This is a genomic window from Nisaea acidiphila (genome assembly GCF_024662015.1).
Lineage (GTDB): Bacteria > Pseudomonadota > Alphaproteobacteria > Thalassobaculales > Thalassobaculaceae > Nisaea > Nisaea acidiphila.
In genome coordinates, this window is the sequence record NZ_CP102480.1 from 2,028,324 (window position 1) to 2,052,609 (window position 24,286).

Consider the following 24,286-nt stretch of genomic DNA (forward strand, 5'->3'; position numbering starts at 1 on the left):
CAAAAATGGCATGGCCGGAAACCCGGCCTCCGATCCTTCGAGATATGGACAGGTTTGCGGCAGGAACAAGGCCGACGCGCCGGTTGCAGTCGCCTGACAGCCGAGTTCCTTGCCAGAGAATCGATTGCGTGTACGATGCTATGACGCGGCCTCGAAAGAGCCTGCGACTGGTTCCGCGGATGCACTTAAGGCAAGAACCGAGCGGACGGCGCCTCGCCCGGGCGACACGAGAATAGGGGCCAATGGAGGGTCTGATGCTCGCGGTCGCGTCCGCTCGGAAATATTTGGTCTGTTTCTGCGCTATGGTTGCGTTGTGGCTCCCCGCAACCGCCTCTAAGGCGCAGTTGCTGACGGATTCCGCCGGACGGGCGATGCCGCGTCCGTCCAGGATTACGCAGATCCACCCCGCCGGCCCGGAGGCCGGTATATTCCTTTATATGCTCGCGCCGGATCTTATGAGCGGATGGAACGCTTCTGCAGAATCCGGCACGCGCGATCTTGTGCCGACAGCCTTCACCGAGATGCCAGACTTCGAGCGCTTGGCCAATGGCGGTGACCTGAAAGCCGCACTCGACAGCAACCCTCAGATCATCCTCGATTATGGCCTGATCGAACCTCATCACGTGACCCTCGCGGATCAGGTCCAGCAGCAGACCAGGATCCCCTATGCACTGATTGACTCGAGCCTCGAAGGCATTCCGGACGCTTTCCGCATCGCGGGCAGCCTGATCGGGCGGCCCCTAGAAGCCGAGACGAGAGCACGCAAAGCCGCCCTCCTCCTTGCGGACCTCGCCGCGATCCGGCAGACACTCTCCATTACCGAGACTGCGCCCAAAGTGTACTACGCGCGCGGCGCGGACGGTCTGCAGACCGGCGGTAAAGACTCGCTCCATGTCGAGCTGCTCAAATACGCGGCTGCCGTGAATGTCGCCGAGGATGTCGAGAGCGGCACGGGTGTGGCGCCGGTATCCCTCGATCAGGTCGCTGCATGGGACCCCGACGTGGTTCTGACAAACGATCCTGGCTTCTATGACCGGGTCTGGGACGACGAGCGGTGGTCCGGAATGAGGGCGGTTAAGACGGGCCGGGTCTATCTATCGCCCGCGCTGCCTTTCGGCTGGTTCGACCATCCCCATTCCGCGAACAGGCTGATCGGCCTGAGATGGCTTCTTGCCGTGCTGTATCCCGACCGTTTCGACGACGAACTGGAACCGGAAGCCCGGGATTTCTACCGCCAATATTATCATGTCGAGCTGACGGACGCGCAGCTCGGAGAAATCCTGGCGCCCGGAACCCGCTCTGGAAGCGGACGGTCTAGGTAAAGCGGGAGGCGCGGGCAGGCCGCAAACCAGCCCGAGGTCTAGTTGAAGAGACCTTTGCGCTTGCGCTCGATCGTCGGCGTCTCGCCGGTCGTCGGGGCATTTCCGAGCGCGGCGTTTTCCTGCAGGCGTTTCTGCTCCGCCTTGGCGTCGACAACGACGCCTTTGGGCGCCTCCTCTTTCCAGAACAGCAGATTGTCGATCAGGTACTGTTCGTCATAGACGAAGTTCTTGGTCTCCTGATTGACGGTATTCCGGATACCCGGCTCCGCCTCCGCGGTCCGCAGCAACTGACGCATTTTCGATTCGCCAGGCGTTTCTCTGGAAACCGGGGTGCTCGGAGCGGAAGACGGCACGGAGCCGGCGCGCCCCGAGACCGTGCTCTGGGCCCCCGCGCCAAGCACAAGGCGTTCGGCGGATTTCGTCACATCGCGCTCCTGCGGGCGCGGCTCGCCCGGAGTCGGCGGACGCAGAGCGAAATTCGGCGGCAGGCTGAGCGGCGGCCGGGCCACGACGGCGAATTCGTCCGGGGACTGTTTCTTGTTGCCGAGCGCCGAGCTGATATCGCTGCAAGCCTGCAACCCGAGCGCACCGACGCAAAGGGCAAGTCCTGCAACCCTGCCGAGCCTCATCATACCAATCTCACTCCGGTTCCTCGTCTTCCGCGTCACGCGCCGGGCCCTTTCGATATTTGGGGATCGGACCTCTGCGAGTCACCCAGAAAGCTGTCAAATAACAGAAACACCACGCCGATGGATATCGCACTATCGGCGATATTGAAAGCGGGCCAATGATAGCCCGCGATATGCCAGTCGATAAAATCGACGACCGCGTTGTAGCGTATCCGGTCGATCACATTGCCGAGCGCCCCCCCGATAATCAGCCCCAGGGAAATCCGCATCAGCGGGCTCGTCGCACGGGACAGCCAGACCGCGAGACCGGCGACCACCGCGATTGCAAAGGCCGAGAGATAGTAAGGAGTCATCGGATCGTCGCTCGCCAGCAGGCCAAAGCTCACGCCCCGGTTCCAGACCGCCACCAGATTGAAGAACGGCGTGACCTCGACGACACGTCCGTCGAGGAACAGGGTGGAAAGCGCCCAGAGCTTGGTGACCTGATCGAGGACGATCACGATCAGGGCAAGTACCCCGCCGAGCTTCAGACTGTGTTTCGCGGACTCCGTCACCGGACTATTCGGCAGCGGTGTCGAGAGAGCCCACCGCATCGGCGCAGCGCCCGCAGACCGGGGGGTCCTGCACTTCCGGCAGCACCTTCCAGCAGCGCTCGCACTTGCCGCCTTCGGCCAGCGCGGGAACCACCCCGACACCGTCGACATCGTCGAGGCGGAAGGCATCCGCGGGCGCTTCGCCGACGATCAGCTCCGCATCGGAGGTAATGAAAAGTTCGGCGGCATCCAGACCGTCGAACGCCTTTAGAGCCGCCTCGCCGACATAGACCTTCGGGGCTGCCTGCAGCGAGGAGCCGATACGCTTCTGGTTGCGCTCGATCTCCAGCGCGCCGGTGACGACCCGGCGCACATCGCGGATCTCGGCCCAGCGCGCGGCGACGGCCTCGTCGCGCCATTCCACCGGAGTTTCCGGGAAGGTCCGCAGATGAACCGACTCTTCCGGACCGGTCCCGCGCGTCGTCCAGGCCTCTTCCGCGGTGAAGCAGAGCACCGGGGCAAGCCAAGCGGTCAGCCGGTTGAAGATCTCGTCCAGCACGGTCCGCGCGGCGCGGCGGCGGACCGAGTCCGGCCGGTCGCAATAGAAGCTGTCCTTGCGGATGTCGAAATAGAAGGCCGAGAGATCGACGGCGCAGAAATTGTGCAGCTGGGTGAAGAGCGTATGGAAGTCGAACGCGCCGACCCGGTCGCGGATCATCGCATCCAGCTCCCAGAGCCGGTGCAGCACCCAGCGTTCCAGTTCCGGCATCTCGGCGACCGGCAGACGCTCCGCCTCCGTGAAACCGTCGAGATTGCCAAGCAGGTAGCGCAACGTATTGCGCAGGCGGCGATACTGGTCGGCCTGATGCTTGAGGATCTCCTTGCCGACGCGCAGATCCTCGGAATAGTCCGAGTTCACCACCCAGAGGCGCAGGATGTCGGCGCCGCTCTGGTCGATGATGTCCTGCGGCGCGGTGATATTGCCGAGCGATTTAGACATCTTGCGACCGTTTTCGTCGAGCACGAAGCCGTGCGTCAGCACCGCGTCATAGGGCGCGCGGCCGCGCGTACCGCAGCTTTCCAGCAGCGAGGAATGGAACCAGCCGCGGTGCTGGTCGGAGCCCTCGAGATAGAGATCGGCCGGCCATTTCAGTTCCGGGCGCGCCTCAAGCACGAAGGAATGGGTCGAGCCGCTCTCGAACCAGACCTCGACGATGTCCTTGTTCTGCTCGTAATCGTCGGCGTTGTACTTATTGCCGAGGAAACGGGACGGATCGCTGGTGAACCAGGCGTCCGAGCCTTCCTCCTCGAAGATGTTTCCGATCCGATCGATAACTTCCTGGTCGCGCAGCATCTCGCCTGTCTTCTTCTCGACGAAGACAGGGATCGGCACGCCCCAGGCGCGCTGGCGGCTGATGCACCAGTCCGGCCGCTGCTCGATCATCGAGCGCAGGCGCGTTTGCCCCGCCTGCGGCACAAACCGGGTCTCGTCGATCGCCTTCAGCGCGTTCAGCCGGAGATCGTTCGTCTCCATGGAGATGAACCATTGCGGCGTATTGCGGAAGATCAGCGGCGCCTTGGAGCGCCAGGAATGCGGATAGGAGTGGGTGATGCTGCCCCGCGCAAGCAACCCGCCGGCATCGCGGATGATGGCGGAGATCTTCAGATTGTCCTCCAGCACATGCATGCCGGCGAAGAGCGGGACGTGATCGTAGAACACCCCGTCGTCGCCCACCGTCTGCGGGATCTCGAGGCCGTTCGCCTGGCCGAGCACGAAGTCGTCCGCGCCGTGACCCGGCGCGATATGCACGAATCCGGTACCGGCCTCGGTGGTGACGAAATCGCCGAGCAACAGCGGCACGTCGTAATCATAGCCCTGTCCGCGCAGCGGATGCGCGAGGATCGAGCCGGCGATCTCGGCGCCCGTGACCCGTGCCAGTTCCTTCACCGCCTCGATCTTGCCCGCCTGCTTGACCGAGTCGAGCAGATCGGCGGCAACGACCAGCTTCTCGCCGACCTGGGCGAGGCTGTTCTCGGCGACATCGGTCACCTCGATCACGACATATTCGAACTCCTCGCCGCCAGCGACCGCACGGTTGCCCGCCATGGTCCAGGGGGTGGTCGTCCAGATCACCACGGACGCGCCTTCCAGCGCCGGATGTTTCGCCTCGACCACCTTGAAACGGACATGGATCGTGGTCGACTTGTGGTCGTGGTACTCGACCTCGGCATCGGCGAGCGCGGTCTTTTCGACCACCGACCACATGACCGGCTTGGCGCCCTTGTAGAGACCGCCATTCATCACGAACTTGCCGATTTCGCGGGCGATCTGGGCCTCCGCCGGGAAGGTCATCGTAAGATACGGATCTTCCCAGTTGCCCGAGACCCCGAGACGCTTGAACTCCTCGGTCTGGATGTCGACCCATTTCTGGGCGAACTCCCGGCATTCCCGCCGGAACTCGATGACCGGGACATTGTCCTTGTCGAGACCCTTCTCGCGGTACTGTTCCTCGATCTTCCACTCGATCGGCAGGCCGTGGCAGTCCCAGCCGGGGACGTAGTTGGCGTCCTTGCCGAGCATCTGCTGCGAGCGGTTGATGACGTCCTTCAGCACCTTGTTGAGCGCATGGCCCATATGCAGGTTGCCGTTGGCGTAGGGCGGGCCGTCGTGGAGGATGAACTTCTCGGCGCCGGCGCGGCTTTCGCGCAGTTTCTTGCGCAGACCAATCTTCTCCCAGTGCGCCAGAATCTCTGGCTCGCGGGTCGGCAGATTGCCGCGCATCGGGAAATCGGTCTTCGGCAGAAAGACGGTCGTCTTATAGTCCACGCTCATCGGTTTTCTCTCTTGGCGGGCCACTCCGGCCCGCGTCCTCTCAGTCGGACAGTTTCTCCCGCGCGACTTCCACGTCGCGCGCGATTTGCGCCTTCAATTCGTCGAGGCCGCTAAATTTCATTTCCGGGCGGATAAAGTCAATGAATTGCACGCGGAGTTTCCGCCCGTAAAGATCCGGCGCCACATCGAACAGATTGACCTCCAGCAGCGGCCCCCTGTCGTTCACGGTCGGTCGGCGCCCGAAATTCGCGACCCCGTTCCACCATGTGCCGCTTGCAGTATCGCGTGCGCGCACCGCATAGACCCCGTGGGCCGGATGCAGGACATGCTCAAGCTGAAGGTTCGCGGTCGGAAAGCCGATGGTACGGCCGCGCCGGTCACCATGCACTACCTCGGCCTCGACTTCCCAGGGGCGGCCGAGCAGCGCGGCGGCGCCGCGCGGATCGCCTTCCTGCAGGCACTGGCGCACCCGGCTCGAGGAATAGACCGCGCCGTCCCGCTCGGTCACCGCATCGATGACCGAGACGCCGAACCCCAGCCTTATGCCGAATTCCTGAAGCATCTCGGGTGTCCCGCGGCGGCGGTGCCCGAAGAAGAAATCGTGCCCGATGATAACATGTCGGAGGCCGAGCCCTCGATGCAGGATCCCGGTAATGAAGTCCTCGGCGGAGAGATGCGAGAATTCCGTGTCAAAGCCGAGCTCGAACAGGATGTTGATGCCGAGACCGGCGATCGCCTCGGCACGCAGCGCCGCGGTCGTCAGCCGGAAAACCGCCGCGTCGGGCTGGAACAGCATGCGCGGATGGGGCTCGAAGGTCAGTACCGACGCCGGCGCACCGGCGAGCTGCGCCGCGTGCAAAGCCTGCCCGATCACCGCCCTGTGGCCAAGGTGAACCCCGTCAAAATTGCCGACAGCGGCAATAGCGCCGCGGTCGTCCGAGGTCACCTCCTCGAGACTTCGAATTATCCGCATGTTCCAGCCATCCTATTGCGGACGGCTGGGTACCATGATCAATGCGTCGCCGTCGATCACCAACTGCTCGTTCACAAGGCAGCGGGTGGCGAAATGGACCCGGCTTTTCTCTTCCTGGATCTCAAGCACTTCCACCACCGCCTTGACGAGATCGCCGTAACGGACCGGGGCGGTGAATTTGAGGTTCTGCTTCAGATAAATACTGCCCTGCCCCGGCATCACCGTACCGAACAGGGTGGAAAAGAACCCTGCGGACAGCATTCCGTGAACAATCCGCTCGCGGAAAATGGTTCCGCGCGCATAGTCCTCGTCGAAATGCAGGGGGTTGCGGTCGCCGGACACATCGGCGAATTCGTCGACCATCGGCCCTGTCACTTTCCGGGAGAACTCCGCGCGCATGCCCGGGGCGAGATCCTCCAGATAGTAGCGTCCGATTTTCTCCGGTGCGTGAGACACAACCGGAGACGTCAATCCTCCATCTGGGGACATCTCGGCTCCAATATTCGATTGTGCAGTGCAACAAAACAAATATAGCCGTAGAGCCGGAGCCGCTCAACTGATTAGATAAGAAAAACGCGGAAAACCGGAGGAAACCGAATCCATGACGGATATGAGCCAGCTGGGCGACGCCATTCTGGCCGCCCGGCTTGAGAGCAAGCTGCCCGCGCCGACCCGGCAATGGTACGGCAGCACGGATATCGAGAACGCCTATGAGGTGCAGGACAACGTTCTGGCGGAAATCCTGCGCCGGCGCGGCGGACAGATCATCGGACGCAAGGCCGGATGCACGAACCAGTCGGCCCGGGACCTGCTCGGACTCGACGGACCGTTCCATGGCGCCCTTCTCTCCGGTACGGAGAAACAAAGTCCGGCGCGGATCGCCCGGGAAGATTATCCGTTCATCATTCTGGAGCCGGAGTTCGCACTCCGGATCGGAACGGCGTTACAGCCCGGCGCAACTCCGCACACGGCGAAGAGCGTGGTTTCCGCCGTCGATGCGATCGTTCCAGCGATCGAGATCGTGTCTTCCTGCCACGACGAATGGACCGCCGCGGGACCGGCTCTGCTCATCGCGGACAACGGCTCGTCCTACGGCTGGGTACGCGGAGAACCGGTGACCGACTGGACCGTGGAGGATGTGATGGCCGCGCCAGTCGCTCTCAGCGTCGATGGCACCGAAGTCGCCTCCGGCAGCGCCGCCAATGTCGATGGTGGGCCGTTCGAGGTGCTGGCCTGGATGGCGAACCGGATTCCGCTCGAGGCCGGGAGTTATGTCAGTACCGGCACGACCACGAATGTGCATCCCGCCGAACGCGGGGAAACGATCGAAGCCCAATTCGGGCCGTTCGGGCATGTGAGGGTGGAAGTCGTCTGAGCGAAACGGTCGCTATCCTTACCTTCCGGCCTTACCTTCCGGTGAGGAGATATTCCGGCCCGAAGGACAGCGCCTCGCCCTGCAAACTGCAGGACAGGATCACGTCGGGCTCCCTGCCGTTGCCCGGGCAGGGGAGCTTGACGACGGTCCATTCCGACACGCGGCCGTAGCTGGATACCATGCCGACATTCGTTCCGATGACGGGCAAGCGGAGGATATTGCTGTAGAACCGGATCAGGTCGCGTTCGACGATCGCCGGGGAAAGGCTGAGCGGCTTGCCGGTCTCGTCGATACCGAGCCGGTCCGTAAGCTCGGTGCCCCAGAGACGGCAGCGCATCTCGAAAGGGTCGTCGGAGACCATCTCGTCAACATGGATCCAGCCGTGCCAGCCCCCGAAATCATAGAAATCGAACGCGGACCAAGCCGGAAGACTCGCCCCTTGGCATTTTCCGCGCCAGATCGCGACGAAACCAGCCAGCGGTCCGAAGATCTCATCAGGCGCGTCCAGAGGATGCAGACCGAATTGCCGATCATGATCAGACTTCGGTGCGACGAAAGGCTTCCAGGCTCTCTTGTTCACGACGTCTCCGATCACCTCGCCGGAGGGATATCGTACGCCTTGTCACCAGATGGTAACAGCGATCAAATCGGATCGATCGGCACCGCACCAGCGTGACCGATTTCCGGCTCCAGCAGGGCCGCCGCCGAAAGCAGCGCCGCCTCGCCGCGCGGACCGCCTACGACCTGCAGACCGACCGGCAGTCCCTCGGACGTGAAACCGGCCGGCATGGAGAGTGCCGGAAACGTCGTCAGCGTAATCGCATAGGCCATGGTCAGCCATTCGACGTAATTGTCGAACTTGTGCCCGTCGCATTGCTCGACATAGCGCTGCTCGACCGGATAAGGCCCGACGCAGGTCGCCGGCGAGAGCAGCAGGTCGTAGGTCTCGAAGAAGTCGACCGCGCGCTGGATATAAGCGCCCCTTGCCAGTTCGACCCGGGTGAAATCCTTGATGCTGTAGTCGAGCGCCTTCTCGATGTTCCAGACCACTTCCGGCTTCAGCTTGTCCCGGTGCTCCGCCAGCAACTTATGCTTCGTCATATAGAAGGCCTCGGCGCGCAGGGCCTGGAATATGTCCTGCACGTCGTGGAAATCGGGATGCGCCTCCTCGACCTTGACGCCGAGGGATTCGAATTTGAGCGCCGCCGTCTCGCAGATCTTCGCGACTTCCGGATCGACCGGCGTACAGCCCAGATCGCGCGAAAAGGCGACGCGCTTCGGCAGACGCGCGGCTTTCACCGCGTCGACAAAGCTTTCCGAAGGCCGCGCGAGGGAGATCGGGTCGCGCGGGTGTTCGCCCACCATCGCGTCCAGCATCAGCGCCACGTCGGACACTGTTCGCGCCATCGGGCCGGCCACGGGCAGGTTCGCGAACGGCGTGCCGGAAGGCCCCCGTGCGACCCGTCCCGGGCTCGGGCGCATTCCGACGATTGAGCAGAAGCTCGCGGGATTGCGCAGCGATCCTCCGGTGTCGGAGCCCTGCGCGAGCCAAGCCGTGCCGCTGGCCAATGCGGCGGCGGATCCGCCCGACGAGCCCGCGACGCTGCGTTCCTGATTCCAGGGATTGAGCGTTGTGCCCAGCACTTCGTTGAAGGTATTCCCGCCCGCGCCGAACTCCGGCGTATTCGCCTTCGCGTAGACGACGCCGCCATTCTTCTCCAGCGTCTCGACGACGATGTCTGATTTGTCCGGAATATGGTCCGCGAAAATCGGCGAGCCGAAGGTGGTCCGCACACCCTTCACCTCTTCCAGATCCTTGATCGCGACCGGCATCCCCATAAGCAACCCGCGATCCCCGGCAGGCTTCTCCATCAGCGCCTTCGCGTTGTCTCGGGCCCGCTCGAAGCAGAGGGTCGGCAGGGCATTGATTTTCGGTTCAACCTCCGTGACGCGGGCCTCCAGCGCATCCAGAAGATCGAGCGGAGTCACCTCGTCCTTCACCAGCAGATCGCGGATTTCGGTCGCATTTTTCCAGATAAGGGAGGTATCGCTCATGTCAGGACTCCAGACGCCGGGCGGCGGAAACTCGAAAGGCAGGAGGCGACAGATTAATGAAAAGCGGAGCGACCGCAATCGGAACCGCCGGACAATGGACTGTTGCCGGAACGGAGAGGGTGCCGCGTTGACATGAGGCAAGGCCCGTCGCAAGGTCTGGCTCCTTCCGGCGCCCTACCGTCACAGCCTGCCACCGGAGATCCTGGAATGCGGATTTCGCTCGACGAGCTTGAGAAAACCATCACCGCCGCGTTTGCCAACAGCAAGGTCGCGCCCGACACGGCTGAAATTGTGGCGCGCGCTCTCGTTCGTGCGGAAGCAGACGGTATATCCTCCCATGGAGTGGCGCGCGTCCCGCCCTATGCCGAACAGGCCAAATGCGGGAAGGTCGACGGTTTCGCGAAACCGTCCGCCAGCCGTCCGCGCCCCGGAGTCGTCAATGTCGACAGCCACATCGGTTTTGCCTTCCCGGCCATCGCGCTCGGCCTTGCAGACGGGATAAAGGCTGCTCGCGAGACCGGTATTGCCGCCATCGGGATCTCCCATTCGCACCATTTCGGCGTTGCGGGTCATCACGTGGAAGACGCCGCCGACGCAGGACTGGTCGCCCTCGCCTTTTCCAATACGCCTTCGGCGATCGCGCCATGGGGCGGCAACAAGGCGCTGTACGGCACCAATCCGATTGCCTTCGCCTGGCCGCGCACCGGGAAGGTCCCGATGGTGATCGACCTCTCCGTCTCCACCGTCGCCCGAGGCAAGGTCACACTGGCCGCCAAGGCCGGCAAACCGATCCCCGAGGACTGGGCATTCGACGCCGACGGCAATGCGACAACCGACGCAAACGCGGCATTGGCCGGGTCGATGGCGCCGCTCGGAGGCGCTGGCGCCGGTGCGAAAGGGGCCGCGCTGGCGCTTATGGTCGAGCTGCTCTGCGGCGCGCTGACCGGATCCAATTTCGGCTACCAGGGCACATCCTTCTTCGAGCCGACAGGGGCACCGCCCTCGATCGGACACATGATCCTGCTGTTCGATCCTGCGGCATTCGGAGGCGCGGAAAATTTCGCCGGCCGAGGCGAGGAGATGTTCGCGGAAATCATCGCCCAGGAGGGCGCACGTTTGCCGGGAGACCGCCGGATTGTCCTGCGCGAGCAGGCGGCTAAGGATGGCGTCGATATCCCCAACGCACTTTACGAAGACATCAAGGGCCGCGCCTCCGAGGCGTGACGCAAGAGACGATGAGCGATGACATTAAGATCCGTCCGGCAACCCGGGAGGACGTTCCGCAACTGTTCAAGCTGGTGCAGGGGCTCGCGGAGTATGTCAAGGAAACCCACCTGCTGAAAGCCACCGAGGCCGACCTGCTGCGCGACGGCTTCGGACCCGAGCCCCGCTTCAAGGCAATCGTTGCCGATGACGGCGACGGAACGCTGCTCGGCAACGTCATCTATTCTGCCAATTACTCGACCTGGATCGGCCGTTCGGTCTGCTACATCGACGATTTCTTCGTTTCCGAGGCGGCCCGCGGCAAAGGCCTCGGCAAGCGACTGATGGCCGCCGTCGCGGCCGAGGCCGTGGCGGCGGGACACGGTCGCATCGCCCTCTCCGTGCTGCACTGGAATCCGGCCCGCGAAGTCTATCACCGGCTCGGTTTCGAGCATGAAGAGGAATGGCTGCGCTATTCGGTATCGGGCGAGGCGCTGCGCAATCTTGCCGCCGCCGCGGATTGATATGGGCTTCGCACGCTTGACAGAGCACCGCGACTTGGTCGCCAATCTATAGTGATTTCCGACCAACGGAGGGTTGCAACCGTGAATATCGACGTCGCCGGTGAAGTGAACGTTCTCTGGGAAGAAGCCCAACTCATCCTCGCGACCTACGGGTTCGACGTTTTGGGCGCGATTTTGATTCTGCTGCTTGGCTGGATTATCGCCGGCTGGGCGAGCAGCGCAACGCGCAGCGCCGTCGAGCGGATTGCCTGGATGGACGGCACGGTCAAGCCGCTGATCGCCTCCATCGTCCGCTATCTCGTCATCGTCATCACCGTCGTCGCGGTACTGAACCGCTTCGGGGTCCAGACGACAAGCATCATCGCCGTACTCGGCGCCGCCGGCCTCGCCGTCGGCCTGGCGCTGCAAGGCACGCTCAGCAACGTTGCCGCAGGGGTGATGATCCTCTTCCTGCGCCCGTTCAAGGTCGGAGATTATGTCACTGCAGGCGGCAACGGCGGGACCGTCGCCGAAGTCGGGCTCTTCACCACCGAACTCACCACCCCGGACAATGTCTATATCTCCGTGCCGAACAGCCAGATCATCGGCGGTGCGATCTCGAACTTCTCGCGGCACTCGACCCGGCGCATCGATATCGTCGTCGGCATCGGATACAGCAGCAATATCGACACCGCCTTCGCCGCGCTGATGAAACTTGCGGAAGAGGACGGACGCGTTCTGGCCGACCCGGAGCCGCAGGTCAGCGTCCGGGAACTGGCCGACAGTTCGGTCAATGTGGGGCTGCGCTTCTGGGTCAATTCGGTGGATTACTGGCCGACCCTCTTCGATTTCAACAAGGCAGTGAAGGAAACGCTGGACGCGAACGGCGTCGAGATTCCGTTCCCGCAGCGCGTGGTCGAGATCAAGAACCCGCAATAGGCCGCGCGCTCAGTAGGTACGGCCGAGCTTCAGCCAGTCGTGACGGTCCCGGCTTTCGATCTCGATCGAGAAGACCGAACCGTCACGCAATACGGTCAGCGGAACGCGGGTTCCCGCCGGACCGAGCGCCCAGATCGCGCGGAAAAAACCTTCCATGTCCTTCACCGGCTCCTCCCCGACCGCGATCAGCAGATCGCCCCTCTCAAGACCGGCCGACGCACCGGGCCCGCCCTCGGCGAGGCCCGAGACCACCAGGTAGCCTCTGATCTCCGCGGGATAGATCCCGACCCAGGGCCGCGCCGGCTCGGTAGAGCGGCCGAAGGCGAGCAGATCGCCAAGCACAGGCTTCAGAAGATCGATCGGCACGAACATGTTGCCGGCCTCGCCACTTCCGCCCGCGTCGCCGAGGATCAGAGAGCCAATGCCGAGCAGACGCCCATCCTCGCCGAACAGAGCCGCACCGCCGAATTCGGAGATTGGCGGAACGGTGAAGACCGCCCCCTCGATAAGGTATTCCCAACCGCCCGCGAAAGGCTTCACCGCCCGCACCTGGACGGGATGGGCCGGCACAGGCCCGACACTGGCGGCGAGCAGTGTCTGCAGATGTTCGATCTCGCCGGATACGCCGAGCGCGACGGCCGGCACGTCCAGGCCTTCGTGGGCGCGCAGCAGACCGAAACCGGTCGCGTGGTCATAGGCGACGATCTCGGCCGGAAAACGACGCCCGTCACGGTCGGTGACGGCGACCTCGTCAGCTTCGAGGATCAGGTACCCGATGGTCAGGATAAGGCCGTCTCCGGCGATGACCACACCTGCGCCCGCCCGCTCGGTGCCGAGGCGCGACGCCGTTCGTGAATCGCCCGGTACATGGGCTTCGATCCGAACGACGCTGAGCAGCGGATTGGTCGGTTCGGCCTCCGCGCGCCCGGAGAACGTGGCGAGCAGTACCGCGCACAGAACCAGAAACAGCAGCCGCGGCCCGGCTCGCGCTTTATGCCGCATCTGCATCGCCCTCCCCTCCATTCGGCGGTGCCGGGGATCGGATACCGCTCCAACCGATATATGGCGTCATCGGTGCCGGCCAAGAGCAAAGGGCCGCACCGCGATGGCGTGCGATGGGGCTGCGCGCGAAGCATGGATCTATGTTATTGTTCGCGAACGAATTCGATCCTCGACCTGGCAGGTGATGAATGGCGAGAGACCACGCGAAGAAAAAAGCGCTGGAGGCGCTGGAAGCGACCGGCAACAACCGCCGGGAGGCGGGCCTGCTCCTCAGGGTCTGGGCCGAGGCCGACGAGAAGTTGAAATCGGAGCTGGTCGCGCCTTTCCTCAACAATATCTGTGCGCTCACGGTGCAGAGTGCCGCGGCGGGACTTGCCGCACGGCGGAAACCGGGAACGCGGCGCGCACGTCCGGCGGACCAGGCTGCGTCCTTGCTTGAAGCCATCAGCGGAGGCGGGGCCCAGACAATGTCCAGTTCCCGCAGCTCCGCACCGCCGCCACCGGCAAGCAGCGCGCGGCACCGTCAGGCGGTCACGCTTCTCGCATCCGCCTTCAAGCCGACAAACTCGAAGTCCTGAAGCAGAAAAATCTACCGGCGGCGCTTACTTCGGCCGCGCCTCCACCATGTTCTCGTAGAGATTGGCGAGATAGGTCGGGTCCGCGCCGATGCTGACCTGCTGATTCGTCCGGTTGCGGATTTCAGCCGTCTCAGCCACGCCGGCAGCAACCATCTCCGGAGTCGGCTCGTCCGGAACGATAACCTGACCGTTCTTGATGAGGCCGGCCAGCATGTCCTGGGAGTGCTTGCGGAATCGCTGGAACGACGAGTCCATGCTACCGCTATCCCGCTTGGAGCGCGGATTCGAAGCCCGAGACAAGGCCATGGAGAAGATATCGAGGATCAAGTTCGGATTGTAAGTCTCGATCCAGCCGTCAAGCATGGCACCGAACACGGCCTCGACATAGACCCGTGCACCGCGCTGCCCCATCAGACCGCCCGCAAGGGTCCGGTCGGCCGCACCGACCATCTGATCGGTCGGCTGCTTCGGAACGATGGCGAAACCGGCGAGCTCCAGTGACTGAACGACACCTTCGGCATCCTTCTTGTACTGCTCCCACTCGTTTTCGATCAGGAAGGATCCGAGAATGTCGACCTGATCGTTCTGCACACGATTCAGGAACCGCGCGAATTCCTTCGCAACGTGCTCGACGACGGAAAATTCCTGCACCGGCTCTCTGCCGCGCATCGCAAACTCCAAAACCTGGCCGTTCTTCGCCGCGGCCGCGCCGCGAACCAATTCTCAAGCCCCGATGGTGCCGGACGATGGCCTACCGACCGGAAATAAATCTAAAATCCGCGCAAACTCTAGCCGATACATACATTAAAAAACAATGGCATCGTTCCGAATTGACACGGAAAAAGACCTGCGGAGTGCGGAAGCGCACGTCTTGGGCGATCAGCGCGGGGCCCGGGTCAGAAATCGCGGAGGAGCCTGCATGTCGCTCCCAACGTCCGGTTTACGGGCCGGACGAACCTGACGCCGCGGCGCATCCATGTCGCGCCAGTCACGTTCGGTCTCGAACGGTTGCCCCTGCAACGCCTCACGAATGATCGCGTGAGCCAGATGTTCGGCGGCCATACCGATATCGCCGCGCTGCCAGCCCGGCAGGGCATCGAATGCCGCACGCGCCATGAACCGGTCGATCTGCTTGCCGGACGTATAGGCGCGGCGGATCTCGCGCGTCACCTTATCGGACGGGCCGAGCTTTTCGGCAACGGTATCGGAAAGAATGCCAAGGGCTCTGCGATCGGTGGTCTCAAAGCTCGCCATCTAGCGCTCCGGGTGACTGGACGGAGACAAGATAAGCATACGGACGCACTCTGTCATCGGCTTCGTGAGTTATCCGAACTTGCGGACCGCGGTTCGCAGACCGCTCAGCACCTGATCCTCAAGGATCCCGCCATTGTCGGTAATGCGGTCAGCGATGACGACATACATGGCGTCGATATGCAGTTGCAGGATTTCGAATTGAATACGGCCGATCTTGGTTCGTCCCGTGACGAAATCGTTGAGCGTCGTCGCGATCAGACTGAGCACGTTGTAGCCGATGGTACCGCCCATGCCTTTGATCTGCAGACTCTCGTCGAATACCAGTGAAAGGAGGTCCCGCTGCTCCATGTTGCCATCGATGAGTTCCTGCACCGCGGCACGCAAAGTCCGGAGCCGACCCGCCAAATCGACCACGAACCGCTCCCGGGATTCGTTCACGACGGCTTCAAGGCGCCGCAGGACAGCCGGGCTCAACCGAAGGTCCATACCCGTGGTGCTGTTGACAGCACGCGTTCTCAGCTCTTCGACCGGAGGGAGAAGTATGGCTTTCGCAGCGGTCAAAACGGTTCCCAGCCTGCCTATTGGCGACGATCAGGCCCGTCATACGGCAGCTGGCGCCGCCGACGATCGGGTCCGAAATATTTGTCACTGTCAACGAAAGCGCGCGGATGCGCAATAATTCCGACCATACGACGGTAAAAACCCTCGACGCCATAGGGTTTTGCGATGAACTCGGTCACCCCGGCATCGCGGGCATCGAAGACATGGTCCTTGGCCGACAAGGCGGACATCACAAGGATCGGTATCTGGCGCGGCGCTCCCGTTTTCCCGGTCCGGACCTCACGGATCAGTTCGAGCCCACTTTTCGGCGGCAGATGCAATTCGGTCAAAAGAACGTCAACGATGTTCGACTTGAGAGCCGCAACGGCCTCGTCGTAACCATGCGCGACGAACACGGTCGTGGCACCCATCGTGAGAAGCAGGTCGCGCGCAAGGTCCGCAGAGAGCTGATTGCTGTCCACGATCAGGAAATGAACGTTACTGAAATCGACTTTTTCCGTCATGAACGGATCGGTCCCTTAAACTTCGCCATGATCCATACCTCATTCAAACCGACGGCCGCTTCCCCAAAATGCCGGCTTGTCGCGCGCTTCCCGCACGCCGGAGCACAAATCGTACCACGTACTCTTTCTGTCGGACGGAAGGTCGCCTGAAGCAGGCTCCTGTGGTTCCATAAGGTAAGATCGACAAACCGCGTGAAAATCTAACGAAATCGACCGCATAAACCAATGTCGGACATGAACAGCACAGAGCGACTGATCCTCCATTTCAAAAACAACCGCGCAGGCGAAGACGTTTTCCGCTTCACGGACGAGCGGATTTCAACGGCGATCGAGCGTCACAAAGATATCTCGGATCGCATCGAAATCCGCGTCGATTGGGATCTCGATAATTTCGAAAAATCTATGCGCGACGCCGACGCCCTGGTGACTTGGGATCTTCCGACGGAAAACCTGGCGGAGCGCGCGCCGGCACTGCGCTGGATCCATATCATCGGCGCCGGGGTCGAACATCTTTGTCCGCTGACCTGGCTCCCGGAGCGGACCGTCCTGACGAACAACCGCGGCATCCATGCGGAGAAGACGGCTGAATCCGCGGCAATGGCGGTGCTGATGCTGCACAACCGCATTCCTGCCTATGTAACGGACCAGCGTGCCGCACGATGGAATCCGGTCTTTGTTCCTCCGGTCAGTGGCAAGACGGTTGCCGTGATCGGAGTCGGAGAGATGGGCGGGGCTGCCGCGAGGAGTTTCAAGGCGCTCGGGCTCCGCGTGCTCGGAATCAGGCGCGGCGGCGTCCCGCACCCCGCTGTCGATCGCATGTACGCTCCGGAGGGGCTGCACCGGGTTCTCGCGGAAGCGGATTTCGTCCATATCACGCTGCCGCACACCCCCGAAACGAGAGGCCTGATTGACAAAGCCGCCATTCGGGCAATGAAGGCGGGGGCCGGCCTGATCAATTTCGGCCGCGCCCTGGTGCTCGATCACGCGGCGCTCGCCGAAGCGCTCAGGGACGGCCATCTCGGCGGCGCGTTCCTCGATGTGCACGACCGGGAGCCTTTACCGGGAGACTCCCCGCTTTGGGATGTGCCGAACCTGATCCTGACGCCGCATGTCACGTCGGACGACGATACGTCCTACACGCCGGCGACGCTCGATCTCGTGATGGAAAACTGCCGCCGGCTACTGAAAAGAGAAGATTTGAAAAACATCGTCAACCCAACGTTAGGCTATTAATCCTCACAACGTTGAAACGCTGTCCGCCCGCTCCATTTCGTGCTGTCCTGCTTCTCTCGGACGGGAACAAAAAACGGCCAGAATGAAGATTTCTTCTGCATCGCTCGACGGTCCGGATGATCCGCGAAAGGCTCTGACATCGGATATCCATCTGCGGGGCTTCGACTACTGGCGCTCCATTGCCGGTTCCGCCTCTCTTCCATTGCGCGAGGCTTTCGAGCCGGCGGATGTTCCCGATCTTCTGCCGCATTTGATCCTGCTGGAAGTGACCGAAAACCCGATCGATTTCCGCTACCGCGTGATCGGCGGCGTCGTCCGTCAGCACTTGCTCGGCAATTATACCGGACGTTGGATCTCCTCGATCCCGCATCAGGCGGCGCCGAGCACCATTCACAGCAATCTGGCGAAAGCCGTCCGCAACCGGAGCCCGCTGCTTTCCGACACGCCTTATATCGGACCGCAGAAGGATTTCCTGAAAAGCGACGAGCTCATCCTTCCGCTGATGGAGGCGGACGAGCGCGTGTCCCGTCTTCTCGTCCTGCTCGACTTCGTGAGAAGGCCGCTCGAAGAACGATTTTCCGGAAGGTGAAAGAGCGGCTCCGGCAACAGTCTGTTCGGGATTGCCGCATATCGCGCATATCGTGGAAATGTTAGATTCTCGCGATGTCGATACCCACGAAAATCGATCTGAACCGGGACACCATCCGGTCGGGCCATATCCGGTCCCTGATCCGCGCGCATGCCACCAGCTATCGCGTCCTCACGGACGAAGAGCTGCATGCATCCCTGACCTCGATGTTTCCGGAAGACGGGCCGCAGGGTGACGCCTGGCTGTTCGGGTACGGCTCGCTGATCTGGAACCCTACCATCCATTTCGCCGAATCGCGCTGCGCGACGGCCCATGGATATCATCGCCGTTTCTGCCTGCAGACCCATCTCGGACGCGGTTCGCCGGAGACCCCGGGATTGACGCTGGGGCTCGACCGCGGCGGCTGCTGCCGCGGGGTCGCCTTTCGCATTCCGCGAGAGACGGCTCTGGAGGAACTGGAGATCGTCTGGCGGCGGGAGATGGTGAGCGACGCCTACATCCCGCGCTGGCTGACCCTTTCGAGCGAGGAGGGGCCGATCCGCGCCATCGGCTTCGTGATGAACCGCGATCACGAGCGCTATGTCGGTCAGCTTCCGGAAGAGGAAATGGCCCGCACCATCGAGCGGGCCCACGGTTTTCTCGGCCCCTGCGCCGAGTATCTCTTCAACACGGTCGAGCATTTGGACGAACTCGGCATCCCCGACCGCGGCCTGACGCGCTTGCGCGACCGGGTTTCGGAAATCAGATCCGCCGCCGGCGACCCCTCGGACTGACATCCGTCTCAACCGCAAGACCGGATTTATGTAAGGGAAAATCCGTCTTCCGGACGGCGCTCTCCGGCGATAAAACGATCCTGCGCTTTCGAAAGGACGCGTTATGACCGTGAAGCCCCTCGCCGCGAAGTCTCTCTTCACCCGGACCGATCTGACGTCCCGGGACATTCAGAGCACGGACGACCTGGAAGACATAGAGGCCCTTATCGGCCAGCAGCGCGCGCTCGGGGCGGTCCGGTTCGCCGCCAGTATGCAGCAGCGCGGCTACAATCTGTTTGTCATCGGCCCGAAAGGCTCCGGCCGCCACATGGCGGTCAAACGTTTCCTGGAAGAACGGGGCGGCGAACTCGATGCCCCGCCTGATTGGGTCTATGTCCATAACTTCGACAAGCCTTATTCGCCGAAAGCGATAGCCGTTCCGGCAGGGCGAGGGGAACCGTTCCGACGGGCCATGCTGGAACTGGTCTCGGATCTGAAAGCGGTCATTCCGACGCTCTTCGAGAGCGAGGATTACCGGCTGCGAACAGATGCCGTGAACAAGACGGCGGCCGAGAAGCAGCAACACGCGCTTGAGGGCGTCGACAAGGAAGCGCGCAAACACGGCCTCACCCTGATCCGCACGCCGCAGGGCTTCGCCTTCGCGCCGCTCTCCGGCAAAAAGCCGATGGCGCCGGAGACATTCCAGCAACTCCCGGAAGAAGCGAAGAAGCGCTATCAGGACGCCACAAAGTCGATGATGGAGGAGCTGCAGAAGGTCCTCCACGGCCTGCCGATGATCGAGCGCGACCGGCTGCGCGCACTCCGCAAGATCGCCCGCGAGACCGCCCGGCACGTGATCGACCAGGAAATTTCCGACGTCGAGAAGGTGATGACCTCCTGCGATGCGGTACTGTCCTATCTGAAGACCGTCGCCGACGACATGGTCGAGCATATCGGCCTTTTCATGCATTCGGAGGAGGAAGGACCGCTCGCCCTGCCGAACGGCGGCGGCGAAAGCGCGGTCGAGAGCGATCCCTCGACCCGATATCAGGTCAATGTCCTGGTCGCCAACCGTCCGACGGACGGCGCACCCGTCATCATCGAGGACCACCCGGCACTCAGCAAACTGGTCGGGCGGATCGAACACTATGCCCGCATGGGTACGCTGATCACCGACTTCACCCTGATCAAGCCCGGCGCGCTGCACCAGGCCAATGGCGGTTTCTTGCTGATTAACGCCGACAAATTGCTGCTGAACCCGATGAGCTGGGAAGCCCTGAAACGCGCGCTCTACGCCGGGCAGATCACCATCGAATCGCCGTATATGACTTCCGCGACAGCGACCGTGGTCTCGCTGCAGCCGGATCCGGTTCCGCTCGACCTGAAGATCGTCCTATTCGGCGACTACCGTCTCTATCTCCTGCTCTCCTCCCTCGATCCCGACTTTCAGGATCTCTTCAAGGTCGCCGCGGATTTCGAGGAAGTCCTGGAGCGGACGCCGGAAAACGACCAGCTCTTCGCCCGCCTCGTCGCCACCATCGCCCGCAACAACAAGCTGCGCCCCTTCGCCCGCGACGCGATCGAGCGGGTCATGGAACATGCCGCCCGGATCGCCGGGGACGCCGAACGCGTGTCGACCCGCGTCGGGCTGATCGCCGACCTGATGCGCGAGGCGGATCACTGGGCGGGAGAGGTCAAGGCCAAGAGCGTTGCGCGCACGCATGTGCAGGAGGCGATCGACGCCCAGATCCACCGCGCCGACCGGGTCCGCGAACGCTCGATAGAGCAAATCACGCGTGGAACGGTGCTGATCGATACCGACGGCGCGAAGGTCGGGCAGGTGAACGGGCTTTCCGTGCTGCAGATCGGCAGTTTCGCTTTCGGCAAGCCGAGCCGGATCTCCGCCACCGTCCGCACCGGCGCCGGAAAGGTCGTCGATATCGAGCGCGAGGTCGAGCTCGGCGGCCCGCTCCATTCCAAGGGCGTGATGATCCTCTCCGGCTATCTCGCCCGGACCTATGCGCCGGACGCGCCGATGTCGCTCGCGGCGACCCTGACCTTCGAGCAATCCTATGGCGGGGTCGACGGAGACAGCGCCTCCTCGGCCGAACTCTATGCCTTGCTCTCCGCCCTCTCCGAGGTGCCGGTCGACCAGTCGCTCGCGGTCACCGGATCGGTGAACCAGATGGGCGAGGTCCAGGCCATCGGCGGGGCGAACGAGAAGATCGAGGGTTTCTTCGACGTCTGCGCCGCGCGCGGCCTGACCGGCAGGCAGGGCGTGCTGATCCCCGCCTCCAACGTGAAACATCTGATGCTGCGCGACGATGTGGTGCAAGCCTGTAAGGAAAAGAAGTTCCGTATCCTGCCGATCCGGACCATCGAGGAAGGCATCGAAACCCTCACCGGCAAGAAGGCGGGCGCGCGCGGCGCGGACGGCAAATATCCTTCCGGCAGCATCAACCGGCTGGTCGAGGACCGGCTGGTCGCCTTCGCCAAGGCGCGCTTCAAGGCGGCGGCAAAAGCGAAGACAGGGCAGTAGCTAGAGATACGTCCCGGCCAGCGTCACCAGCTTGCCGCCGAGGCCGAGTTTGAAGCGGGAGACGCCGGGCATATGCAGCCCGTCGACGCCGCCGAGATCGAGCCACTCGACGCCGAGCCCCTTCAGCTTTTCGATGGCAGCCCAGAGCAGCAGATTGTGGGCGTGTTCTTCCCGGCCTTCGAGCCCGGTCCAGCCGACGTAGTAAGTCGCCGCCTTGCCGTGGCGGACGGTCAGGATCGCGGCGATCGGCTCGCTTCCGGAATAGGCTGTAAAAACCTGAACAGCGCGCTTGTCCCGCCCGCTGTCGGCGAGCGCCGCGACGAAGGCGCCGGCAGGGGCGCGGAACTTGCGCCGCTTCCTGTGCTGATCGTGGCGGGAGAGCAGCCATTCCATCGGCGCTCCCCCGTAGCCGCTGCGGACCCGAAGTTTCGCGCCCTCGGCGGCCGTCAGCTGATTGCGCCATTTCACGTGCAGCCCCGCCCGAAGCGCGTCGAGATCGGGCCGCAGGTCGAGCCAGACGGTGCTGTACCCGGTCACCATAGGGCGCATCCCGACCGCCCCCATCTGCGCATCGCTCTCCGCGCCGGCGGGCAGTTCCGGCGTCAGGAAGAAGAGGTTGAGCTTCGCCACCGGATAGCGGCGCTTGATAAGACGGAAGACCGCCCCACGCTCGACATCGCTGACCGCGGCGAGAAAGACCGGGCCGCGGGTCAGTTTGGCCATGCGGAAACCGCCGGGAAAACGCCATTCGAGCAGCAGCGCCGCCGCCACCCGGTCTGGCCCGCGCATGAAGACGACCGGCATCGGCCGGTAGCCGGAGGCCCGTGCCATGGCCGCGCCATAGGCCGAGCATTGTTCGAGCGGCAGGCGTTCGGCCGCAGCCGTCAGCTCGTCCCACTGGCGCTGGTCGACCGCGTCCCAGAGCGCGACGATCCCGTCCAGTTCCTCCCCGCGCCTGTCGCTGCCGGCGCCTGACGCCATTGCCGTTTCCCCTCGCCCGCCTACGCGGCTAGTCTTAGCCCATGTCCCTGTTCGCACAATTCAAAAAGCCGCCGCTGATCCACGGGCACCGGATCCCGGGCCGCCGTTTCACGCGCTGGGCCGCGCTGTATTTTATCGGTTTCGTGGCGCTGCCGATTCTCGCCGTCACGCTGGCCCTCGACCTTGTCGGCTACTTTGTAGCAGTCAAGCTGTTCGGCGCCTCCTGCTACGGCCTGCTCTGCTTCTTCTGATCAGGACTTGCCTTCGGGTAAATCGATCCCGGCGAGTTTCTGGAACACTTTGATGACGGCGGAATCGTCCTCTGTGCCGAGCCCGGCCGCCGCCGCGCCGAGGAACTGCTGGTGCGCCGCCGCAGAGAGCGGCAGCGGGAAGGTGAGCTGCTTGCCGGTCTCCAGCACGATCCCGAGATCCTTGACGAAGATGTTCACCGCGCTGAGCGGGGCGTAATCGCCTTCGAGGATATGCGGCACCCGGTTGTTGAACATCCAGGAGGCGCCGGCGGAATTGGAGATCACCTCGAAGAGATCTTCCGGCGCCACCCCGGCCCGGATACCGAGCGCCATCGCTTCCGCCGCGGCGGCGATATGCACGCCGGCGAGGAGCTGGTTGATCGTCTTCACCGTGGAACCCGGTCCGGCTTGATCGCCGAGCCGGTAGACCTTGGACGCGATACCGTCGAGCAGGAAGCCCGCAGCCTCGAAGGCTTCGGGCTTGGCCGATCCCATCACCGTCATCTCGCCCGTGGCCGCCTTCGCGGCGCCGCCGCTGACCGGCGCATCGACCATCAGGATGCCGTATTCGGCAAGCCGTGCCTCGAGATCGCGGGCATAGGCCGCCGGTACCGTGCTGCTGGCGACGACGACCGCGCCTTTCTTCATGTGCGGCACGGCACCGGTCTCGCCGAAGAGCACGCTCTCCGTCTGGTCCGCATTCACAACGAGGACAAGCAAAGCATCCACGTGCGGCGCGAGTTCCGCCGGGCTCGCCGCACCCTTGCCGTCGTTCGCAGCGAAATCCGCCACCGACTCCGCGCGCACGTCCGTGCCCCAAGTCTCGACACCGGCCGCCACCAGCGACTTCGCCGCGCCCATGCCCATGGAGCCGAGGCCGATCACCCCGGCAATCTTCCCACTCGTCATCGTCTTCTCCCTAGATCAGCCCGCCATTCACATGGATGACCTGGCCCGTTATGTAGCTCGCTTCTTCCGAGGCAAGAAAGGCGATCAGTGCGGCGACCTCGCCCGGCCTGCCACGGCGCCCCATCGGGATCGACGGCACGAAGGCATCGACCGCGCCCGGTTTCAGCGCCGAAGGCGTGCCCGCCTCCTTCTCGATGAAGCCCGGTGCGACGACATTCGCGGTCGCGCCCGACGGCGCCAGCTTCAGGGCGAGCGCCCTGGCCGTCGCCTCGAGCGAGGCCTTCGCGCCGGCGGTCGCCGGGAAGGACGGCAGGTCCGTGCGCCAGACATGCGGGCCGAAAGCGCTGACAGCGACTACGCGCCCGCATGGTGCGGCTTCGAGAGAGGTCAGCGCCGCTTCGGCCATTTCGAAGAAGGAACGCGCGATGGCGTCGTGCGCCGCTTCGAAGGTCTCCGTTCCCGCCTCGCCGAGCGGGGCCCGGTCGGCATAGCCAGCATTGGCGACGAGAATGTCGAGGCCGCCGAAGAGTTCGGTGCAGCGCGCCACGAGCTGCCGTCCCGCCCCAGGATCGCCGAGATCGGACAGCACTGTCTCCACCGCGCAGCCGGCGCCGCGAATCTCGTCCGCGACCGCCGCCAGGGCAGCCGCGTTAGATCGCGTATGTAGAAGGAAACGGTCCCCCGGCCGGAGCAGCCGCCGCGCCGTCGCGGCGCCGATTCCCGTCGCCGCCCCCGTCACCAGAATGGTCCTCGCCGTCATGGCTCCCCC

26 protein-coding genes are annotated in these 24,286 nt (G+C 63.4%); 11 read left to right on the forward strand and 15 right to left on the reverse strand.

Annotated elements, in window-relative coordinates:
• Positions 1-455 precede the first annotated feature (455 nt).
• Positions 456-1,322, forward strand: coding sequence for an ABC transporter substrate-binding protein (locus NUH88_RS09370; protein WP_257771639.1), 867 nt, complete (start codon positions 456-458; stop codon positions 1,320-1,322).
• Positions 1,323-1,360: 38 nt separating this feature from the next.
• Here the strand turns inward: NUH88_RS09370 and NUH88_RS09375 are convergent, their stop codons facing one another.
• The 5 genes from NUH88_RS09375 to NUH88_RS09395 are packed head-to-tail and all read right to left on the reverse strand — an operon-like array spanning position 1,361 to position 6,746.
• Positions 1,361-1,954 (reverse strand): DUF3035 domain-containing protein, encoded by a 594-nt coding sequence (locus tag NUH88_RS09375; protein ID WP_257771641.1) that lies wholly within the window; start codon positions 1,952-1,954, stop codon positions 1,361-1,363.
• A gap of 32 nt (positions 1,955-1,986) precedes the next feature.
• Complete coding sequence (lspA, locus tag NUH88_RS09380) at positions 1,987-2,505, reverse strand: signal peptidase II (RefSeq protein ID WP_257771643.1); 519 nt, start codon at positions 2,503-2,505, stop codon at positions 1,987-1,989.
• A gap of 4 nt (positions 2,506-2,509) precedes the next feature.
• Positions 2,510-5,317 (reverse strand): isoleucine--tRNA ligase, encoded by a 2,808-nt coding sequence (ileS, locus tag NUH88_RS09385; protein WP_257771644.1) that lies wholly within the window; start codon positions 5,315-5,317, stop codon positions 2,510-2,512.
• A gap of 40 nt (positions 5,318-5,357) precedes the next feature.
• Positions 5,358-6,290 (reverse strand): bifunctional riboflavin kinase/FAD synthetase, encoded by a 933-nt coding sequence (locus NUH88_RS09390; protein WP_257771646.1) that lies wholly within the window; start codon positions 6,288-6,290, stop codon positions 5,358-5,360.
• Positions 6,291-6,302: 12 nt separating this feature from the next.
• Positions 6,303-6,746 carry a MaoC family dehydratase gene (locus tag NUH88_RS09395; RefSeq protein ID WP_257771647.1) on the reverse strand — a complete coding sequence of 148 codons (444 nt, stop codon included), beginning with the start codon at positions 6,744-6,746 and terminating at the stop codon, positions 6,303-6,305.
• Positions 6,747-6,891: 145 nt separating this feature from the next.
• Here NUH88_RS09395 and NUH88_RS09400 point away from each other — a divergent pair, with 145 nt between their 5' ends.
• On the forward strand, positions 6,892-7,665 hold the full coding sequence (locus tag NUH88_RS09400; RefSeq protein WP_257771648.1) for a 2-keto-4-pentenoate hydratase: 774 nt from the start codon (positions 6,892-6,894) through the stop codon (positions 7,663-7,665).
• A 31-nt stretch (positions 7,666-7,696) separates the two neighbouring features.
• Here the strand turns inward: NUH88_RS09400 and NUH88_RS09405 are convergent, their stop codons facing one another.
• Positions 7,697-8,245, reverse strand: a complete 549-nt coding sequence (locus tag NUH88_RS09405; RefSeq protein WP_257771650.1) for a PAS domain-containing protein — start codon at positions 8,243-8,245, stop codon at positions 7,697-7,699.
• 62 nt (positions 8,246-8,307) lie between these two features.
• Complete coding sequence (locus NUH88_RS09410; RefSeq protein ID WP_257771651.1) at positions 8,308-9,720, reverse strand: amidase; 1,413 nt, start codon at positions 9,718-9,720, stop codon at positions 8,308-8,310.
• 207 nt (positions 9,721-9,927) lie between these two features.
• Between NUH88_RS09410 and NUH88_RS09415 the strand changes: the two genes are divergently transcribed.
• The 3 genes from NUH88_RS09415 (at position 9,928) to NUH88_RS09425 (ending at position 12,365) form a co-directional block, all read left to right on the forward strand.
• Positions 9,928-10,944 (forward strand): Ldh family oxidoreductase, encoded by a 1,017-nt coding sequence (locus NUH88_RS09415; protein WP_257771652.1) that lies wholly within the window; start codon positions 9,928-9,930, stop codon positions 10,942-10,944.
• A gap of 11 nt (positions 10,945-10,955) precedes the next feature.
• The gene (locus NUH88_RS09420; RefSeq protein WP_257771654.1) at positions 10,956-11,447 is read left to right on the forward strand and encodes a GNAT family N-acetyltransferase; all 492 of its coding nucleotides are present in this window, start codon (positions 10,956-10,958) and stop codon (positions 11,445-11,447) included.
• 81 nt (positions 11,448-11,528) lie between these two features.
• Complete coding sequence (locus tag NUH88_RS09425) at positions 11,529-12,365, forward strand: mechanosensitive ion channel family protein (RefSeq protein WP_257771655.1); 837 nt, start codon at positions 11,529-11,531, stop codon at positions 12,363-12,365.
• A 9-nt stretch (positions 12,366-12,374) separates the two neighbouring features.
• On the opposite strand, the gene NUH88_RS09430 is transcribed toward NUH88_RS09425, so the two are convergent.
• Complete coding sequence (locus NUH88_RS09430; protein WP_257771657.1) at positions 12,375-13,367, reverse strand: S1C family serine protease; 993 nt, start codon at positions 13,365-13,367, stop codon at positions 12,375-12,377.
• 188 nt (positions 13,368-13,555) lie between these two features.
• Between NUH88_RS09430 and NUH88_RS09435 the strand changes: the two genes are divergently transcribed.
• On the forward strand, positions 13,556-13,945 hold the full coding sequence (locus tag NUH88_RS09435) for a hypothetical protein (RefSeq protein ID WP_257771659.1): 390 nt from the start codon (positions 13,556-13,558) through the stop codon (positions 13,943-13,945).
• Between the two features lie 24 nt (positions 13,946-13,969).
• Here the strand turns inward: NUH88_RS09435 and NUH88_RS09440 are convergent, their stop codons facing one another.
• From NUH88_RS09440 to NUH88_RS09455, 4 genes are all read right to left on the reverse strand, one after another.
• Entirely contained in the window at positions 13,970-14,614 is a 645-nt protein-coding gene (locus NUH88_RS09440) for a hypothetical protein (protein WP_257771661.1), read from the reverse strand.
• A 210-nt stretch (positions 14,615-14,824) separates the two neighbouring features.
• Positions 14,825-15,199: a hypothetical protein gene (locus NUH88_RS09445; protein WP_257771662.1), complete on the reverse strand. Its 375-nt coding sequence runs from the start codon at positions 15,197-15,199 to the stop codon at positions 14,825-14,827.
• Positions 15,200-15,268: 69 nt separating this feature from the next.
• Complete coding sequence (locus NUH88_RS09450; RefSeq protein WP_257771664.1) at positions 15,269-15,673, reverse strand: Hpt domain-containing protein; 405 nt, start codon at positions 15,671-15,673, stop codon at positions 15,269-15,271.
• A gap of 104 nt (positions 15,674-15,777) precedes the next feature.
• On the reverse strand, positions 15,778-16,263 hold the full coding sequence (locus NUH88_RS09455) for a response regulator (protein WP_257771666.1): 486 nt from the start codon (positions 16,261-16,263) through the stop codon (positions 15,778-15,780).
• A gap of 225 nt (positions 16,264-16,488) precedes the next feature.
• On the opposite strand from NUH88_RS09455, the gene NUH88_RS09460 reads away from it, so the two are divergent.
• From NUH88_RS09460 to NUH88_RS09475, 4 genes are all read left to right on the forward strand, one after another.
• A complete protein-coding gene (locus NUH88_RS09460; protein WP_257771668.1) occupies positions 16,489-17,496 on the forward strand; it encodes a D-2-hydroxyacid dehydrogenase in 1,008 nt (335 codons plus the stop codon).
• An 82-nt stretch (positions 17,497-17,578) separates the two neighbouring features.
• A complete protein-coding gene (locus tag NUH88_RS09465) occupies positions 17,579-18,085 on the forward strand; it encodes a PAS domain-containing protein (RefSeq protein WP_257771670.1) in 507 nt (168 codons plus the stop codon).
• A 74-nt stretch (positions 18,086-18,159) separates the two neighbouring features.
• Positions 18,160-18,858 (forward strand): gamma-glutamylcyclotransferase, encoded by a 699-nt coding sequence (locus NUH88_RS09470; protein ID WP_257771671.1) that lies wholly within the window; start codon positions 18,160-18,162, stop codon positions 18,856-18,858.
• Between the two features lie 103 nt (positions 18,859-18,961).
• A complete protein-coding gene (locus tag NUH88_RS09475) occupies positions 18,962-21,376 on the forward strand; it encodes a Lon protease family protein (protein WP_257771673.1) in 2,415 nt (804 codons plus the stop codon).
• On the opposite strand, the gene NUH88_RS09480 is transcribed toward NUH88_RS09475, so the two are convergent.
• Positions 21,377-22,357, reverse strand: coding sequence for a lipid II:glycine glycyltransferase FemX (locus tag NUH88_RS09480; protein WP_257771674.1), 981 nt, complete (start codon positions 22,355-22,357; stop codon positions 21,377-21,379).
• 41 nt (positions 22,358-22,398) lie between these two features.
• On the opposite strand from NUH88_RS09480, the gene NUH88_RS09485 reads away from it, so the two are divergent.
• A complete protein-coding gene (locus tag NUH88_RS09485; protein ID WP_257771675.1) occupies positions 22,399-22,608 on the forward strand; it encodes a hypothetical protein in 210 nt (69 codons plus the stop codon).
• Here the strand turns inward: NUH88_RS09485 and ltnD are convergent, their stop codons facing one another.
• Together ltnD and NUH88_RS09495 are read right to left on the reverse strand one after the other, a co-directional pair.
• Entirely contained in the window at positions 22,609-23,517 is a 909-nt protein-coding gene (ltnD, locus tag NUH88_RS09490; protein ID WP_257771677.1) for an L-threonate dehydrogenase, read from the reverse strand.
• Positions 23,518-23,527: 10 nt separating this feature from the next.
• Positions 23,528-24,277: an SDR family NAD(P)-dependent oxidoreductase gene (locus NUH88_RS09495; protein ID WP_257771678.1), complete on the reverse strand. Its 750-nt coding sequence runs from the start codon at positions 24,275-24,277 to the stop codon at positions 23,528-23,530.
• Positions 24,278-24,286: the final 9 nt, after the last annotated feature.